The sequence below is a fragment of the Janthinobacterium sp. FT14W genome (assembly GCF_009208755.1).
GTDB classification, from domain to species: domain Bacteria; phylum Pseudomonadota; class Gammaproteobacteria; order Burkholderiales; family Burkholderiaceae_D; genus Janthinobacterium; species Janthinobacterium violaceinigrum.
In genome coordinates, this window is record NZ_WFLL01000031.1 from 1 (window position 1) to 15,581 (window position 15,581).

The 15,581-nt window shown below is 65.6% G+C and carries 17 protein-coding genes; 14 read left to right on the forward strand and 3 right to left on the reverse strand.

Features of this window, described 5'->3' with window-relative positions; translation table 11 throughout:
- The 7 genes from GCN74_RS19505 to GCN74_RS19535 form a co-directional block, all read left to right on the forward strand.
- Positions 1–718 (forward strand): FecR family protein (locus GCN74_RS19505; protein WP_319633476.1); only part of this gene is annotated, 718 nt, incomplete at its 5' end.
- Positions 719–820: 102 nt separating this feature from the next.
- Entirely contained in the window at positions 821–3,742 is a 2,922-nt protein-coding gene (locus tag GCN74_RS19510) for a TonB-dependent receptor (protein ID WP_152258211.1), read from the forward strand.
- A gap of 40 nt (positions 3,743–3,782) precedes the next feature.
- Positions 3,783–4,403: a biliverdin-producing heme oxygenase gene (locus tag GCN74_RS19515; protein WP_152258212.1), complete on the forward strand. Its 621-nt coding sequence runs from the start codon at positions 3,783–3,785 to the stop codon at positions 4,401–4,403.
- Complete coding sequence (locus GCN74_RS29740; RefSeq protein ID WP_193317164.1) at positions 4,403–5,551, forward strand: TonB family protein; 1,149 nt, start codon at positions 4,403–4,405, stop codon at positions 5,549–5,551. Before GCN74_RS19515 ends, GCN74_RS29740 begins: the two co-directional genes overlap by 1 nt.
- A 194-nt stretch (positions 5,552–5,745) precedes the next feature.
- Positions 5,746–6,555 (forward strand): methionine ABC transporter ATP-binding protein, encoded by an 810-nt coding sequence (locus GCN74_RS19525; RefSeq protein WP_152258213.1) that lies wholly within the window; start codon positions 5,746–5,748, stop codon positions 6,553–6,555.
- On the forward strand, positions 6,548–7,222 hold the full coding sequence (locus tag GCN74_RS19530; RefSeq protein ID WP_152251093.1) for a methionine ABC transporter permease: 675 nt from the start codon (positions 6,548–6,550) through the stop codon (positions 7,220–7,222). The genes GCN74_RS19525 and GCN74_RS19530 overlap by 8 nt, the downstream gene beginning before the upstream one ends.
- A 25-nt stretch (positions 7,223–7,247) precedes the next feature.
- Positions 7,248–8,075 (forward strand): MetQ/NlpA family ABC transporter substrate-binding protein, encoded by an 828-nt coding sequence (locus GCN74_RS19535; RefSeq protein WP_152258214.1) that lies wholly within the window; start codon positions 7,248–7,250, stop codon positions 8,073–8,075.
- A 79-nt stretch (positions 8,076–8,154) separates the two neighbouring features.
- On the opposite strand, the gene GCN74_RS19540 is transcribed toward GCN74_RS19535, so the two are convergent.
- Both GCN74_RS19540 and GCN74_RS19545 read right to left on the reverse strand, forming a co-directional pair.
- Complete coding sequence (locus GCN74_RS19540) at positions 8,155–8,772, reverse strand: OmpW/AlkL family protein (RefSeq protein ID WP_152258215.1); 618 nt, start codon at positions 8,770–8,772, stop codon at positions 8,155–8,157.
- Between the two features lie 148 nt (positions 8,773–8,920).
- Positions 8,921–9,817, reverse strand: coding sequence for a LysR family transcriptional regulator (locus tag GCN74_RS19545; protein WP_152258216.1), 897 nt, complete (start codon positions 9,815–9,817; stop codon positions 8,921–8,923).
- A gap of 258 nt (positions 9,818–10,075) precedes the next feature.
- Between GCN74_RS19545 and fur the strand changes: the two genes are divergently transcribed.
- The 7 genes from fur to GCN74_RS19580 all read left to right on the forward strand — a co-directional run bounded on the left by fur (position 10,076) and on the right by GCN74_RS19580 (position 14,795).
- On the forward strand, positions 10,076–10,513 hold the full coding sequence (fur, locus tag GCN74_RS19550) for a ferric iron uptake transcriptional regulator (RefSeq protein ID WP_152258217.1): 438 nt from the start codon (positions 10,076–10,078) through the stop codon (positions 10,511–10,513).
- Positions 10,514–10,593: 80 nt separating this feature from the next.
- Positions 10,594–10,956: a MerR family transcriptional regulator gene (locus tag GCN74_RS19555; protein ID WP_152258218.1), complete on the forward strand. Its 363-nt coding sequence runs from the start codon at positions 10,594–10,596 to the stop codon at positions 10,954–10,956.
- Between the two features lie 73 nt (positions 10,957–11,029).
- Positions 11,030–11,620, forward strand: coding sequence for an NAD(P)H-dependent oxidoreductase (locus GCN74_RS19560; RefSeq protein WP_152258219.1), 591 nt, complete (start codon positions 11,030–11,032; stop codon positions 11,618–11,620).
- A gap of 172 nt (positions 11,621–11,792) precedes the next feature.
- Positions 11,793–13,007 carry a SpoIIE family protein phosphatase gene (locus GCN74_RS19565; RefSeq protein ID WP_193317165.1) on the forward strand — a complete coding sequence of 405 codons (1,215 nt, stop codon included), beginning with the start codon at positions 11,793–11,795 and terminating at the stop codon, positions 13,005–13,007.
- Between the two features lie 65 nt (positions 13,008–13,072).
- A complete protein-coding gene (locus GCN74_RS19570) occupies positions 13,073–13,630 on the forward strand; it encodes a SiaB family protein kinase (protein ID WP_071322933.1) in 558 nt (185 codons plus the stop codon).
- A 22-nt stretch (positions 13,631–13,652) separates the two neighbouring features.
- The gene (locus tag GCN74_RS19575; RefSeq protein WP_152258221.1) at positions 13,653–14,051 is read left to right on the forward strand and encodes a DUF1987 domain-containing protein; all 399 of its coding nucleotides are present in this window, start codon (positions 13,653–13,655) and stop codon (positions 14,049–14,051) included.
- A 3-nt stretch (positions 14,052–14,054) separates the two neighbouring features.
- Positions 14,055–14,795 (forward strand): GGDEF domain-containing protein, encoded by a 741-nt coding sequence (locus tag GCN74_RS19580; RefSeq protein ID WP_152258222.1) that lies wholly within the window; start codon positions 14,055–14,057, stop codon positions 14,793–14,795.
- 14 nt (positions 14,796–14,809) lie between these two features.
- Here the strand turns inward: GCN74_RS19580 and GCN74_RS19585 are convergent, their stop codons facing one another.
- Positions 14,810–15,523, reverse strand: a complete 714-nt coding sequence (locus tag GCN74_RS19585) for a substrate-binding periplasmic protein (RefSeq protein WP_152258223.1) — start codon at positions 15,521–15,523, stop codon at positions 14,810–14,812.
- Between the last annotated feature and the right edge of the window lie 58 nt (positions 15,524–15,581).

Sequence of the window (15,581 nt, forward strand, 5' to 3'; positions counted from 1 at the left end):
GCCGCGCGGCGCGCTGGCCGGCGGCTGCCTGCTGCTGTGCGGCCTGCTGGCCTGGCCGCTGGCCGGCCATTTGCGCCAGCCCGGCTTCCAGCACGACTACAGCACGGCGCGCGGCCAGTTCGCCACGCAGATCCTGCCCGACGGCAGCCGCATCGAACTCGATAGCGGCAGCGCCGTCGACGTGGCCCTGTACCGCGACCGGCGCAGCGTGCGCCTGCTGCGCGGCCAGGCCATGTTCCATGTGCACGCGGATGCCGAGCGGCCATTCCAGGTCGTGGCGGGAGCGGCCACGGCGACGGTGCTGGGCACGCATTTTGCCGTGCGCCATGTGGACAGCGCCACGCAAGTCAGCGTGGCGCAAGGCACGGTGCGCGTGGAAGGTGCCAGCGGCGCGCCAGCCGCCGTGCTGCGGGCCGGCGACAGCGTCACCGTCACGCCGCAGGGCATGCAAGCGCCGGCCAGGGTCAGTGCGCAGGCGGTGGGCAACTGGCGCACAGGGCGCCTCGATTTCGAGGATGCCACCCTGGCCGAGGCGCTGGCCGAATTCGAGCGCTATGGCGACACGGGCCTCGTGCTCGGCGATCCCGCGCTGGCGGGCCTGCGCCTGAACGGCAGCTTCGACGCCAGGCTGCCCGCGCAATTTGCCGCCGCCCTGCCGCTGGCCCTGCCCGTGCGCCTGCTGCGCCAGGACGGCAAGCTGCATATCCTCGCCCGCTGATTTTTTTGAACATGCAAGGAAATAAAATCAATCCGCACGTCAGGGTAAATGATACTCATTCGTTTTAACTATGAATGATCACCACATCACCATAGGAAAAACATGCACATGACTTTACCGCGCCATCGCTTGCACGCCCGCCTCTCGCCCCTGTTCCTGGCCATCGGCCTGGCCTTCGCCACGCCCGCCCTGCATGCCGCCGCCGCGCCGGCGCCGCAGGTGGAATGGCGCATCCCCGCGCAGCCTTTGAGCCGCGCCCTGAATGAGCTGGCGCGCCAGGCCGGCATGGTACTGCTGGCCGATGCGCGCCTGACGGAAGGCCGGCACAGCGCGCCGCTGCAGGGCCGCCATTCGCTGTCCGATGCGCTGCGCCAGCTGCTGGCCGGCAGCGGCCTGCAGGCGCAGCTGCAGGGCGGCACGACCATCATCATCAGCGCCGCCGCGCCCGTCGCTGCCGGCGCCGTGCAGATCGGCACCCTGCGCGTGAACGGCCAGGGCGGCAGCGGCACGTTCGAGGCGGAAGACACGGACCCGGCCGACCTGCCCTACCTGACGCCGGCCGCCTCCGTGTACATCGGCCGCGAACAGATCGAGCGCTTCCGCGGCACCTCGCCGGCCGACATCTTCAAGGGCGTGGCCGGCGTGCAGGTGGGCGACAGCCGCAACAGCGGCGCCGTCGACGTCAACGTGCGCGGCATGCAGGGCCAGGGCCGCGTGCCCGTGCTGATCGACGGCAGCCTGCAATCGTCGACCGTCTACCGCGGCTACGCGGGCATCGCCGACCGCAGCTACATCGACCCGGACCTGATCAGCGCCATCCGCATCGACAAGGGCCCGAACCTGTCGGCGCAGGGCGCGGGCGCCATCGGCGGCATGGTCAGCATGCAGACCCTGCGCCCGGAAGATATTTTGCTGGCGGGCCAGCGCACGGGCCTGCGCCTGCGCGGCGGCATCCAGGACAACAGCGTCACGGCGCCCACGGATTTCGGCAGCGCGCCGCGCACGCACCGCAACAAGCTGGGCGACCCGCGCAGCGGCTTTGGCAGCATCGCCGTGGCCACGCGCCAGGACGACTACGACCTGGTGGCCGCCGTCAGCCACCGCAGCATCGGCAACTATTTTTCCGGCACGCGGGGCTTCGAACGCTATCAGCTGCCCAATGCATGGGGCGGCGACGATGGCGTGACGCAGTTCTTCAAGAAGGGCGACGAAGTGCTGAACACGGCCAACCGCACCACCTCGGCCCTGCTGAAGGCCAACCTGCGCCTGCCGCACGAACAGAAACTGGAGCTGGGCTACCGCTATTTCGACAGCAGCTACGGCGAAATCATGCCCTCGCAAATCTACCGCAACAGCACCGGCAGCATCCCCCAGTGGAACCCCAGCCAGGTGCGCACGAACGCGCTGACGGCGCGCTACGAATGGAAGCCCGAAGGCCAGGGCCTGATCGACCTGAAGGCCAACCTGTGGCTGACGGACATGCAGAGCAAGTCGCGCAACGGCGACATCTTCAGCAATCCGCTGGAAGGCAAGCCCAATCCGGGCGACCACGAATGCAAGGAATGCGTGGAAGTGCTGTACCTGGCGAAGAACCAGGCGCGCCGCGTGGGCGCGGACCTGACGAATACCTCGCGCTTCGCCACCGGCATGGGCGCGCTCAAGCTGGACTACGGCCTGTCCCTGCAAAATGAAGATATCGGCCCGGCCGACAGCGTGCGCATCCTCGATGAAGACCTGAACGCCAATCACACGCTGCGCAACGGCAAGCGCCAGGAACAGAGCGTGTTCGCCTCGCTGCAGTGGCAGGCGCGCGACTGGCTGACCGTCGACGCGGGCGGCCGCTTCCAGCGCTTCGAGACGCGCGACCGCAACCGCCGCGCGGAACAGCAATACCACCCGCAGGGCTGGCAATGGGTCACCATGTGGGACAAGGACGGCGAGCAGATCGGTGCGGCAAAGTGGTACCAGGATGCGCAGGGCCGGTTCACGCCCGCCACCAATCCCGCGCTGGTGGGCGGCATGCTGGAAAACTATGGCGCCGACCCCGTGCCGCTGGACGTTGCGCGCGTCGACGACTGGAGCGGCAACGACTATGTCTTCCGCGACGCCATCCCCGGCCAGTTCAAGTACAGCACGCCGATCCGCCGCAAGGACCACGGCTTTTCGCCCACTGTCGCGCTGACGGCGCGCCTGTCCGACAGCGTCAGCCTGTTCCTGCGCGACGCGCGCGGCTTGCGCATGCCCAGCCTGTACGAATCGACGATGGGCTTTTCGGCCACCTACTCGTCGCCGCTCAAGCCCGAGCGCAGCCACAACCGCGAAATCGGCGTCAGCCTGGTCAAGGACGGCGTGTGGCGCGCCAGCGACAAGCTGCGCCTGCGCCTCTCCTACTTCGACAACGTCACGCACGGCTACATCACGCGCCGCCCGATCCCGGACCTGCCGGCCTATGCGCAGAACTTCTCGATGGCGAACACGGACAAATACAGCGTCTCGGGCGTCGAGCTGCAATCGGCGTATGACCGCGGCACGCTGTTCGCCGATTTTTCCGGCACCTGGAACCGCAAGACGATGATCTGCGACGCGGCCACGGCGGCCTATCTGCGCAAGGCCAGCAGCTGGAAATCCGATATCTGGAACACGCCCGACTGCTCGCCCATCGGCTTTACCAGTTCCTACGTGAGCAACCACATCCAGCCCAAGCTGAGCGCCAACCTGACCCTGGGCACGCGCTGGCTGCAGGAAAAGCTCACGGTGGGCACGCGCCTGACGCACGTGGGCCATCCGCTGGCGCGCCAGGACGACAAGGCCGTATGGCAGACGTGGACGGGCACCTCGCCGCAGGTGCTGACGCAGGCCTACACCCTGGCCGACCTGTTCGCCAGCTACAAGATCACGCCCAACGCCACCGTCGACGTGGCGGTGGACAACCTGACGGACCGCTACTACCTCGATCCGCTGACCCTGAGCCTGATGCCGGGACCGGGCCGCACGGCACGCGTCACCCTCGGCATGCGATTTTAATGTGATTCATCCTTATAATAGAAAGCAGAAACGACCCATCATGAATGCAGCAAGCGATACCGGCATCACCCCGAACGCCATCCCGACCAACCCTGCGCCGACCCGCAGCCAGCGCCTGAAAGCCGACACCATGGCCACCCACGACCTGCTGGACCAGCGCATCATGGCCAGCGCCCCTTTCTCCAGCCGCGCCAGCTACGCGCGCTTCCTGCAGGCGCAGTACGCGTTCTTGCGCGACGTCGACGCGCTGTACGACAACGCGCAGCTGGCCGCCCTGCTGCCCGACCTGGAACAGCGCCGCCGCTACGCCAGCATCGCGGCCGACCTGCGCGACCTGGACACGGCCCTGCCGGCCGATGCGGCCACGCCGCCATTCGACGCGCAGCTGGACCTGGCCACGGCGCTGGGCTGGCTGTATGTGAGCGAAGGCTCGAAACTGGGCGCCGCCATCCTGTACAAGCTGGCCGGCAAGATAGGCCTGGACGAGCATCACGGCGCGCGCCACCTGGCCGGCCATCCTGACGGACGCGCGCGCCACTGGCGCGAGTTCACGTCCGTGCTCGACACGGCCACCCTCGACGGCGCCGGCGAAGCGCGCGTGATCGACGGCGCGCGCGCCGCCTTCCTGCGCATGCACGGCCACGTGGAGGCCTGCGCCTGATGGAAGAGCCAGTGACCCGGGCCGGCGCGGAAGCCCACACGGCACGCCTGCGCCGCTGGGCGTGGACGGCCGCCGGCATGCTGATGGTGGCGCTGGGCGTGATCGGCGCCCTGCTGCCCGTCATGCCGACGACGATCTTCCTGATCCTGGCGCTGGCCTGTTTCAGCCGCGCCTCGCCGCGCCTGGAGCACTGGCTGCTGCACCATCCGCGCTTCGGCGCGCCGCTGCGCCAGTGGCGCGAACACCGCGCCGTGTCGCGGCGCGGCAAGGCCATGGCCTGCCTGGGCATGGCCATCGGCTTCGTCGCCATGTGCCTGGGCCATCCGCCATGGTGGGTGATCGCCATGGTGGGCGCGATGGAAATCGCCGTCATCATCTATCTGCTGCGCCGCCCGAACGGACCGCCGCCAGCGGCCGGCGCAACACCGGCGCCGCCCACGGACTGGCGCCGTCCGCTGACGGTTGCCGCCGTCTTCGCCATGCACGGCGCCCTGCTGGGCTGGGCGCTGTACCAGCGCGCCCCCGCCGCCCCCGTGCTGGCCCGCGTGCCCGACGCCGCGCAGCCGGCCATGCTGCTGTTGCTGCCCGCCGCCCCGCCCCGGCCTTTGGAGCAGAATCTTGCTGAACAGGTCAGCGCGGCCGCCGCACCGTCCGCCGCCATTGCCAAAAAAACAGCGCCGGCCATCCGCCAATTCGTGCTGCCGCAGCCCGAGGCGGCGCCCATGCCGCCGCAAGCGGAGAGCCTCGCCGCCGTCGCCGAGGTGCGCCATGCGCCCGTGACGCCGGCGCCGGCCGCGGCGCTTTCCGTGGCGGCGGCACCCCCTTCGCCCGCCCTGCCGCCCGCGCCGCAGGAGCAGCACAGCGGCGTTTCCAGCTGGGAAGGCAAGGTGCTGGCGCGCATGGAACGCTTCCGCCGCTATCCGACGGCCTCGCGTGCAAGACAGGAACAGGGCGTGGTCTACCTGCGCTGCCGCATCGACCGCGACGGCCAGGTACTGGCCGCCGCCATCGAGCACAGTTCCGGCTCCGCGGCGCTGGACCAGGCCGCGCTCGACACCCTGCAGCGCGCCGCGCCGCTGCCGCGCATCCCCAAGGAACGGCCGGATCCGCTCGAATTGTCGATTCCCGTCGAATTTTCTATCGGCTGAGCGCCAAAAATCCGCTTTTGCTCTTGCAAAACATCCATATAGACATTATTTGCATATTCAAAGCAAGATTCTGTCGTAGGAGTAATAACACGATCGGAGGTATACTACGCAACCGACGTTTCAGGCCGGCCCGATCCATCCCGATCCGGCCCCTTTACCCGCCTGTCACGGTCCAATAAAAAAGGAAACACTGCATGACCACACCACACCGTACGCCGGTGATTCGCATCGATGGCGCGAACAAGACCTTCGCGCTGCCCAAAGGCGAACAATTCCACGCGGTCAAATCGGTCACGCTGGAAGTCTATCCCGGTGATATTTTCGGCCTGATCGGCAAGAGCGGCGCCGGCAAATCGACCTTGCTGCGCCTGATTAACCTGCTCGAGCGTCCCGACAGCGGCACCATTACCGTGGCCGGGCGCGAACTGACGCGCCTGAGCAAGAGCGCCTTGCGCGACGCGCGCCAGAACATCGGCATGATTTTCCAGCAATTCAATCTGCTGCAGAACGCCAGCGTCTTCGACAACGTCGCCTTCCCCCTGAAAATCCATGGCGCGGCCAAGGGCGAGCAGATCGCCGCCAGGGTCGAGGAATGCCTGGCGCTGGTGGGTCTGTCCGACAAGCTGCACAGCTATCCGGCGCAATTATCGGGCGGGCAAAAGCAGCGCGTGGCGATTGCCCGCGCGCTGGCCAGCCACCCGGACGTGCTGCTGTGCGACGAACCGACGTCCGCGCTGGACGCGGAAACGACGCGCGCCCTGCTCGACACCCTGCGCGACATCAACGCGCGTCTGGGCGTGACCATCGTAATCGTCAGCCATGAGCTGTCGGTGCTGGGCGCCATCTGCAACCGCGTGGCCGTCGTGGAAAACGGCGCCATCGCCGAACAATTCGACCTGAGCGACACGGCCACCCCGCGCAAGACGGCGCTGGGACGCGAGCTGGCTTACTACGGCACCGAGGCGTTTGAAGCCACCGCATGGAAGGATGCAACACATGTTTGAAGAATCGATCAATAACGTCATCAAGCTGCTGCCGGAAATCTGGGTGGCCCTGGGCCAGACCATGACGATGCTGGGCATCGGCCTGACGGCCGCCATCCTGATCGGCGGCCCGCTGGGCATCCTGCTGTTCCTCGTCTCGGAAGGCCAGTCGCTGGAAAACCGCCCCCTGTCGACGATCCTGGGCTGGCTGGTCAATACCGTGCGCAGCTTCCCCTTCATCATTCTGCTCGTCGCCCTGACGCCGTTTACACGCATCATCGCGGGCACTTCGATCGGCCCGCTGGCAGCCAGCGTGCCGCTGTCGTTCGCCGCCATTCCCTACCTGGCGCGCCTGGTGGAACAGAACCTGCGCGAAGTGCCGCGCGGCGTGATCGAAGCGGCGCACGCCATGGGCGCGTCGGAAATGCAGATCATCTTCCGCGTGCTGCTGGTGGAAGCGCGCTCCGGCCTGGTGCTGGCCCTGACCGTGCTGTCGATCAGCTTCCTGTCGTATTCGGCCGTGGCCGGCGTGGTGGGCGGCGGCGGCATCGGCGACCTGGCCATCCGCTACGGCTACTACCGCTTCGAGACGGACATCATGGTCGCCACCGTAGCCATCCTGATCGTGCTGGTGCAAACCATCCAGTTCGCCGGCACGCGCATCGCCAAGCGCCTCGACAAACGTTAATCCCCATTCAGAAACAAGGACATACATGAACCACATACGCCGCAACCTGCTCCTGGCCGCCGCCAGCCTGGCCTTCGCCACCGCCGCCCATGCCAAGGACCCGAAAGAACTCGTCATCGGCACCAGCTCCGGTCCGTATTCCGACCAGCTGAAGCTGGGTATCAAGCCTATCCTGGAAAAACAGGGCTACAAGGTCAAGATCGTGGAATTCAACGACTACGTGCAGCCGAACTACGCGCTGGCCGAAGGGTCGCTGGACGCCAACGTATTCCAGCACATCGTGTATCTGACCAAGTTCGCCACCGATAACAAGCTGCCATTGAGCTCCTTGATCACCGTGCCGACCATGCCGATCGGCCTGTACGGCGGCAAGCAGAAAACGCTGGCGGAAGTCAGGAACGGCGCCACCATCACCATGCCGAACGATCCCACCAACCAGGCGCGCGCGCTGGTGATGCTGGCCAAGATGGGCTGGATCAAGCTGAAACCGAACGTCGACCCGCTGCGCGCGTCCGAGCGCGACGTGCTGGAAAACCCGAAGAAGCTGAAACTGGTGCCGCTGGAAGCGGCGCAGCTGCCACGTTCGCTGGCCGACGCCGACTACGCTTTTGTGAACGGTAACTTCGCCCTGGCCGCCGGCATGAAGCTGACGTCCGCGCTGAGCGTGGAAAAGATCTCGGACAGCTACATCAACCTGGTGGCCATCCGCACGGCCGACAAGGCCAAGCCATGGGTCAAGGACCTGGAAGCGGCCTACCGCTCGCGCGCCTTCCTCGACGCGACGAACAAATACCTGCCCGGCTACGAAAAGACGGACTACCAGCTGGCGCTGGAAAAGACGCTGAAAAAATAAGCCGGCGCGTTATACACGTAAAAAAGGACGGCTGTTGCCGTCCTTTTTTTTACCCGCGCTACGCAGGCATGTTCAACACTTAGAAGCGGTAGCCGACGCCGACGCCGATCAGCAGCGGATCCACCTTGACTTCGCTGGCCTTGGCGCCGCCGATGAAGACGTCGCTGCGGATCTGCACTTTCTTGATGTCGAAGTTCAGCGACCAGTTTTTATCGAGCTTGTAGTCGACGCCAGCTTGCAGCGCGAAGCCCCAGCTGTCGTGTTCCAGGCGGCCGGCGCCGTTCAGCAATTTCACATCGGAAATATTCGTGTAGTTCACGCCCGCGCCCACGTAAGGGCTGAACTGTTTTTCAGGCATGAAGTGATATTGCAGCGACAGGGTCGGCGGCAAGTGCTTGAAGGTACCGATATTACTACCGTCGAGCTTGACGTCATGCTTTTGCGGATACGTCAGGATCAATTCGGCAGCGATATTGGGGGTAAAGAAATACGAGATATCGATTTCAGGAATCGTCTTGCTGCTGACATGCAAACGGTCGGATGCGCCCACGCCGCCGATCGGAGCAGATTTGTCGGCCGGGTCGAGGTGCACGGCGCGTGCACGAACCAGCCATGGGCCTTCCTGTGCCATTGCGTTACCGGCGAATGCGCCAATGGCGGCCAGGACGATTGCTGCTGCAGTTGCGGACTTCTTCATTCTAGTTCCCTCTTTTTGTCGTTAAGTAACGCTGCGAAGTCTAAGAGTGCAGCGCAACAAAAACTTTGATCCACATCAAATAGGGCCAGAAGGGCTGGAAAGAGGGATTTTTTCCTTTACACAGGTCAAGAAATGCCGCAATGCAAAATTAATTCACTGCGATAAACAGGCTGGCGACCCAGTCGGCAAACACGCGCACGCGCGGCGACAATTGCCGGTGATGGGGATACAGCACGGACACGGGCAGCGGGTCGGGCCGCAAGTCGCGCAGCACTTCCACCAGTTCGCCGGCCGCCAGCGCCCGCTCCAGGTGATAGCGGGGCGCCTGGATCAAGCCCATGCCCGCGCGGCAGCAGGCGTGATACGCGTCCGCATTGTTGACGGACACCGTGCCCCCCAAGGCCACGCTGTGGCGCTGTCCCGCCACCTTGAAATCGAAGGGCCAGACCTTGCCCGTCCGGGCGGAAAAAAAATTGACGGCGCGGTGGCCGTCCAGTTGCGCCAGATGCTCCGGCGTGCCGTGCGCGGCCAGGTAGGCGGGGCTGGCGCACGTCACCTGCTCGAGCAGCGCCACGCGACGCGCCACCATGGACGAGTCGCCCAGTTCACCCACGCGCAGCACGCAATCGACGCCTTCGCGCACCAGGTCGACGAGGCGGTCGCCCATGCCGATTTCCAGTTCGATCAGCGGATAGCGGGCGCAAAACCGGTCCAGCACGGGCATCACGAAATGCATGGCCAGGGTGGCGTGCAAGTCGACGCGCAGCTTGCCGGCCGGCTGCTGCGCCGCCGAGGAAAACACGGCTTCCGTTTCTTCCAGGTCCGCCAGCAGACGCACGCAGCGCTGATAATACGCGTCGCCATCGGGCGTGGGGGTCACTTGCCGCGTGGTCCGCTGCAGCAGGCGCACGCGCAGGCGCGCTTCGAGTTGCTTGATGGCATGCGTGACGGTGGCCTTCGGGTAGCCGAGATCATGCGCCGCCTGCGTGAAACTGCGCAGTTCGACGATGCGCGTAAAAATGCGCATCGCATCAAATCGGTCCATGCCCCCTCCATTGTTATTCATTTCTGCACAGTATAGCGATTCGAGCACGATTTTTTCATCCGCACCATAGCGCCGGCACAAGTTGCTCCCGGCGCAAGCGCCACTTGCGCCGATGTCACTGGATTGCCGCCTGCCCCCGCAGCATAATATTCGCATCTCACACGACACAGATGAGAATAGTAATGATTATCATTTGCGATATAATGCAGGATCACGCTTAAGCGCACGCTCAGGCGACCACAAAAAGGAATGGGAGACATGGATATATTGAGGGAACTGCGTGAATCGGGCTTGAAAGTGACCATCCCCCGCTTGCGGATTCTGCAGCTGTTTCAAGAAGGCACGATCAAGCACCTGAGCGCGGACGATGTCTACAAACTCTTGCTGGCTGAAAAGATCGACGTGGGCCTGGCCACCATCTACCGCGTGCTGATGCAGTTTGCCGAAGCGGGCATCCTGTTTCGCCGGCATTTCGAATCGGGCCACGCCGTCTTCGAATTGAACGAAGGCCAGCACCACGACCACCTGGTCTGCACGGGCTGCGGCAAGGTCGATGAATTCGTCGACGAAGGCATCGAACTGCGCCAGAACGAGATCGCCGCCGAACGGGGCTTCGTGCTGCACGAACACGCGCTGTCGCTGTACGGCACCTGCGCCGAGTGCACGGCCAAGAAGATCCCGCCGCGCCGGGCCTGAGCGCGCCGGGGCGGCGCGGCGTTCCGCCCTGCCCCGTCTTGCGCTACACTGCGCCCGCCCATGCTCAAGAAAGGACAGCCATGTACATCGGAGAAATCGCCCGCCTGGCGGGCACCTCGCCCAAGGCCTTGCGCCACTATGAAACCCTGGGCTTGCTGGGCGACGTGCGCCGCTCCGGCGCCTACCGCGTCTATACGCAGCAGGACCTGGCGCAAGTCAGGCTGATACGCCAGGCGCAGACCCTGGGCTTCCGCCTGGCCGAACTGCTGCCCATCCTGGCCGGCGACGATACCGACTGGGCCGCCCTGTCGCGGCACATCGCCGCCAAGCGCGCGCAGGTGCAGCAGGATATCGCCCGCCTGCGCCAGCTCGACGCGGAACTGGCCGGCATCGACACGGAAATCCGCGACTGCCTGGCGCGCCAGCAGCCGCAGGCAGCGTGAAACGACGCGCTTGACTCTGCCCCCAGGGGCAGGCTTTAGCATGCAAGCTCTTCTTTAATGGAAAGCCTGCATCATGAGCAAGACGACACCCAAGCGCATTCTCATCCTCCTCGGCCACCCGTCCAACGACAGTTTCTGCGCCGCCCTCGCCGAGGCCTATGCCGGATCGGCGCGCGCGCAGGGCCACGCGGTGCGCGAACTGCGCCTGGGCCAGCTGGACTTCGATCCCGTCCTGCATGAAGGCTACCGCCAGGTGCAGCCGCTGGAGCCGGACCTGCTGGCCGCGCAGGAAGCCATCCGCTGGGCCGAACACCTGGTGTTTGCCTACCCGATCTGGTGGGGCGGCGCGCCGGCCCTGCTGAAAGGCTTTGTCGACCGCGTCTTCCTGCCCGGCTACGCCTTCAAGTACCGCCCCGGCAAGGCCTTCCCGGCGCAGCTGCTGAAGGGCCGCACGGCGCAGCTGCTGGTGGCGATGGACACGCCGCCGTGGTATTTCCGCTGGATCTACCACATGCCCGGCATCCACCAGCTGCGCAAGACGACGCTGGAATTTTGCGGCGTCAAGCCCGTCAGGGTGGCCAGTTTCGGCCCCCTCATCGATTCCACGGAAGCACAAAGACAGCGCTGGCTGGCACAGGCGCAGAGGCTGGCCCGGCGCCCGTGAGGTGCTTGCCATGCAGCCATCTTGCATACGGTTTTGACAAGCTGGTAATCAAGCCGTCATATTCGGCAGCTACCATGATGATATTGCCTGTTTGTCAGTCGCCTTGCCGCCGCGACAACAAGGGTCCGATCGTCATGTAAAGGTAGCCGCTGTGGAGTTCAACGCTTCTCGATTGCATCTTCCCCGTTATCGCACGTCCGTGGCGCTTGACCTGTGCATTCCCACGGAATCGGTGCAGGCCGACGCCAGCAATTTCGCCGTGCTGGAACTGTTCACGGAACGGCGCGACATGATGAGCCTGCCCGTCACGGAACAGCAGCGCCCCATCGGCTTGATCAGCCGCAACATCTTCATGTCGCAGATGTCCAAGCCCTTCTATCACGAGGTGTACGGCAAGAAGAGCTGCATCGCCTTCATGGACAAGGAACCGCTGATCGTCGACGGCGCCATGAGCATCGAAGACCTCACCTTCCGCGCCGTGGAAGCGGGCGAAAAGGCGCTGGCCGACGGCTTCATCATCACCGAGGACGGCGCGCTGGCCGGCGTGGGTTTCGGCTTGCAGCTGATGAACGTGGTGGCCACCATGCAGGCGGAAAAGAACCGGCAGATCATGCACAGCATCGATTACGCCAGCGTGATCCAGCGCGCGCTGCTGCGCACCTCGGATGCGGAACTGCGCGCCACCCTGCCCGACGCGCACCTGGAATGGCAGCCGCGCGACGTGGTCGGCGGCGACTTCTATTTTTTCGAACGCTACGAAGGCGGCTGGTTCGCCGCCATCGCCGACTGCACGGGCCACGGCGTGCCGGGCGCCTTCATGACCCTGATCGCCTCGTCGGCCCTGAGCCAGGCCCTGCGCGAACTGGGGCCGCGCGACCCGGCCGCCCTGATCGGCGCCGTCAGCCGCGCCATCAAGACCCTGCTGGGCCAGGATGCGGGCAGCGGCGAAGCCACGGGCCACGCCGGCTCGAACGACGGCATGGATTGCGCCTTCCTGTGCCATGACGCGGCCAGCGCCAGCCTGCGCTTCGCGGGCGCGAAACTGGCGCTGCACGTGGTGGCGCCGGGCGCAGACGCCGTGCGCGCCATCGACGGCGCGCGCATGGGCGTGGGCTATGTCGACACGCCGGCCGGCTACTGCTGGCACAACGAGACGCTGGACATTCCCGCCGGCAGCCTGCTGTTCATCACCACCGACGGCTTGCTCGACCAGATCGGCGGCGCGCGCGACATTGCGTACGGCAAGCGGCGCATGCGCGAACAGCTGCTGGCGCAGCGCGACGCACCCGCCAGCGACGTGGCGGCGGCGCTGCTGCAGGACAGCGCCGCCTGGCAAGGCAGGCAGCCGCGCCGCGACGACCTGACCTTTTTCTGTTTCCGCCTGTAGTTTTGACGCCATCGAGCCACCTTATCAACAAGAAACCGGGTCACCGGCTAGCCAGGAGCACGGACGTGCTGTACGAAGAATTCAACGAGTTTTGGGATGTGGCGCGCAAGCGCAACATCATCTTTTTTTACGTGGGCTATTTCTCGCAGCACGTGGTCAGCGCCATTTCCGAAACCATCAAGGCGCGCCTCGATACGGCCGGTGCGGCCGGTCCCACGCGGCGGCGCATCTTTTCCTCGTTCATCGAGATGTCGCAGAACATCATGCACTATTCGGCGGACAGCCTGACGCCCGATGCGCAGCTGGACCAGCAGATGCGACGCGGCTCGTTCTGCATCGGCACGCGCGGCGACAGCTTTTTCCTGCTGTGCGCCAACCCCGTCTCGACGGACAACGTGGCGCAGATCCGCGCCCGCCTGGAACCGCTGCACACCATGACGATGGAGGAAATCCGTCTCGCCTACAAGAAGGCCCTGCGCGAGGAAACGCCGGCCGACAGCAAGGGCGCGGGCCTGGGCTTCCTCACCATGGCGCGCGACGCCAGCGAGCCGCTGGAATTCGAATTCGTCCAGGATCCCCAGGAGCCGGGGCACACCATCTTCTGCATCAAAGCCATCATTTGAAAGAGCCGACTCAGGAAAGCATATGCAATTACCGTCACCACTGTTCATCGCCGCGACCCCGAGTTCGCCCGAAATCGACTTCCGTTTCGAGCAGCACACCCTGTCGATCAAGGGAGAGTCGTATCCGGAAAACGCGGCCGCCTTCTACGGCCCGCTGATCGCCGCCGTACGCGCCTACCTGGAAGGCTGCCGCGAGAGCGCCATCACCGTCAACGTCTCGCTGGCCTACTTCAACAGCTCCAGCACGAAGATGCTGTTTACCCTGTTCGACACCCTGAACCAGGCGGCCATGGACGGCAACCAGGTGCGCCTGAACTGGTATCACGACGAGGACGATGACACCATCCTGGAATTCGGCCAGGAGCTGCAGCAGGATTTCACGGCGCTCGATTTCCGCGACCATCCCGTGCAGGGCAGCTAGAGCATGCGCGCCGCCATCTCCGAGGCCGAACTGGAGCCCGACCTGTTCACCGTGGAAGCGGCCGCGCTGGCCGCCGCGCGCCGCATGCACGCCGACGGCCATGCCAGCGGCGAGGCGCAGCGCCGCGTGCTCGGTGAACTGATCAATCACTACGAGCGGCTGATGCGCGAGACGCGGCGCCTGATCGGCCGCAGCGACCGCGCCGAGCGCGACATGCATTTGCTGAACCGGCAATTGCAGACCCTGGCCGGCCAGCTCGAATACCGCGCCACGCACGACCCGCTGACGGGCGCCCTGAACCGCGGCGCCGTGATCGACCACGCCTCGCGCTGCCTGGCGCAGGGCGACATGGCCCTGATCGTGCTCGACATCGACCTGTTCAAGCAGGTCAACGACGACTTCGGCCACCCGGCCGGCGACGGCGTGATCCAGGCCGTGGTCGACTGCCTGAAGGAGCTGCTGGGACAGGAGACGGCCATCGGCCGCGTGGGCGGCGAAGAATTTTCCGTGGTCTGGCCCACGTCCTCGCGCGACGACGCGGCCGCCATCGCGCAGCGCATCTGCGACACCGTCGGCCGCCAGCGCCATGCGGCGCCCATCACGCGCGCCATCACCGTCAGCGTGGGCCTGAGCTGGAACCGCGCCGGCACGGCATTCGAGACGGCCTACAGCCATGCCGACCAGGCCCTGTACCAGGCCAAGCGCGAAGGGCGCAACTGCGTGCGCCAGTGGCTGGAGAGCTGAGCCTGCGCCCCGGATCAGCGCAGCTGTTCGCGCGCCATGCTGCCGTCGCGGCGCATGGCGGCAGCGGCGCGCTGCATGGCCGCCACCTGCGCCTCGGGCAACCGCTTGTTGCAGGCCAGGTAGGTCTGCACGCGGTTGAAGGTCAGCAGCGGCACCACCTTGCCCTCCCACTGCTTGCCGGCAAACGGCTTGCTGCCCACCGCCATGCCCACGGCCCACAGGTCGATGCGCCCGAGCAGCAGCTTTTGCGGATTGAGCCATTCCTGCGTCACGGGCGCCACGCTCAGGCCCCGCTGGCGCAGGTAGTCGTCGCGCGCGTCGCCCAGCACCGTACCGATCACCAGTCCGCGCGCATCGTCGAGCGTGCGCAGCGCCAGGTGCCGTTCGGCCAGGCCGTACAGCACCCATTCCGCTTCGTTCAGCGGGCCGACCCAGCGAAACTGCGCTTCGCGCTCCTGCGTGCGCGTGGTGGAAAAGATGCAGGTGTCCGCTTCGCGCAGCGCCTGCGCATACGCGCGCTTCCACGGCAGCAGTTCGATACCGTAGGACAGGCCGGCGCGCGCCATGATCTCGCGCACCTTGAGCGTTTCACGTCCCACGACGACATTACCTTCCATCATGCTCGATGGCGGCAAGTGCTCGCCGACGACGCGCACGTCCGCCGCCGCGGCCAGCGCCGGCATCAGTGCCACCGCTGCCAGCAGCCGTGCCATGCTTGCTTGTTTCATGCTTGCTTTCATCTGCTACGGAGGATTCAAGCCGATGTTACCATCGGCCCGCGCCGGC

What these genes read in the sequence shown, in the direction of transcription:
- GCN74_RS19510 (WP_152258211.1), top strand. Translation starts at nt 821, where the DNA reads ATGCACATGACTTTACCGCGCCATCGCTTGCACGCCCGCCTCTCGCCC.
- GCN74_RS19515 (WP_152258212.1), top strand. Translation starts at nt 3,783, where the DNA reads ATGAATGCAGCAAGCGATACCGGCATCACCCCGAACGCCATCCCGACC.
- GCN74_RS29740 (WP_193317164.1), top strand. Translation starts at nt 4,403, where the DNA reads ATGGAAGAGCCAGTGACCCGGGCCGGCGCGGAAGCCCACACGGCACGC.
- GCN74_RS19525 (WP_152258213.1), top strand. Translation starts at nt 5,746, where the DNA reads ATGACCACACCACACCGTACGCCGGTGATTCGCATCGATGGCGCGAAC.
- GCN74_RS19530 (WP_152251093.1), top strand. Translation starts at nt 6,548, where the DNA reads ATGTTTGAAGAATCGATCAATAACGTCATCAAGCTGCTGCCGGAAATC.
- GCN74_RS19535 (WP_152258214.1), top strand. Translation starts at nt 7,248, where the DNA reads ATGAACCACATACGCCGCAACCTGCTCCTGGCCGCCGCCAGCCTGGCC.
- GCN74_RS19540 (WP_152258215.1), bottom strand. Translation starts at nt 8,772, where the DNA reads ATGAAGAAGTCCGCAACTGCAGCAGCAATCGTCCTGGCCGCCATTGGC.
- GCN74_RS19545 (WP_152258216.1), bottom strand. Translation starts at nt 9,817, where the DNA reads ATGGACCGATTTGATGCGATGCGCATTTTTACGCGCATCGTCGAACTG.
- fur (WP_152258217.1), top strand. Translation starts at nt 10,076, where the DNA reads ATGGATATATTGAGGGAACTGCGTGAATCGGGCTTGAAAGTGACCATC.
- GCN74_RS19555 (WP_152258218.1), top strand. Translation starts at nt 10,594, where the DNA reads ATGTACATCGGAGAAATCGCCCGCCTGGCGGGCACCTCGCCCAAGGCC.
- GCN74_RS19560 (WP_152258219.1), top strand. Translation starts at nt 11,030, where the DNA reads ATGAGCAAGACGACACCCAAGCGCATTCTCATCCTCCTCGGCCACCCG.
- GCN74_RS19575 (WP_152258221.1), top strand. Translation starts at nt 13,653, where the DNA reads ATGCAATTACCGTCACCACTGTTCATCGCCGCGACCCCGAGTTCGCCC.
- GCN74_RS19580 (WP_152258222.1), top strand. Translation starts at nt 14,055, where the DNA reads ATGCGCGCCGCCATCTCCGAGGCCGAACTGGAGCCCGACCTGTTCACC.
- GCN74_RS19585 (WP_152258223.1), bottom strand. Translation starts at nt 15,523, where the DNA reads ATGAAACAAGCAAGCATGGCACGGCTGCTGGCAGCGGTGGCACTGATG.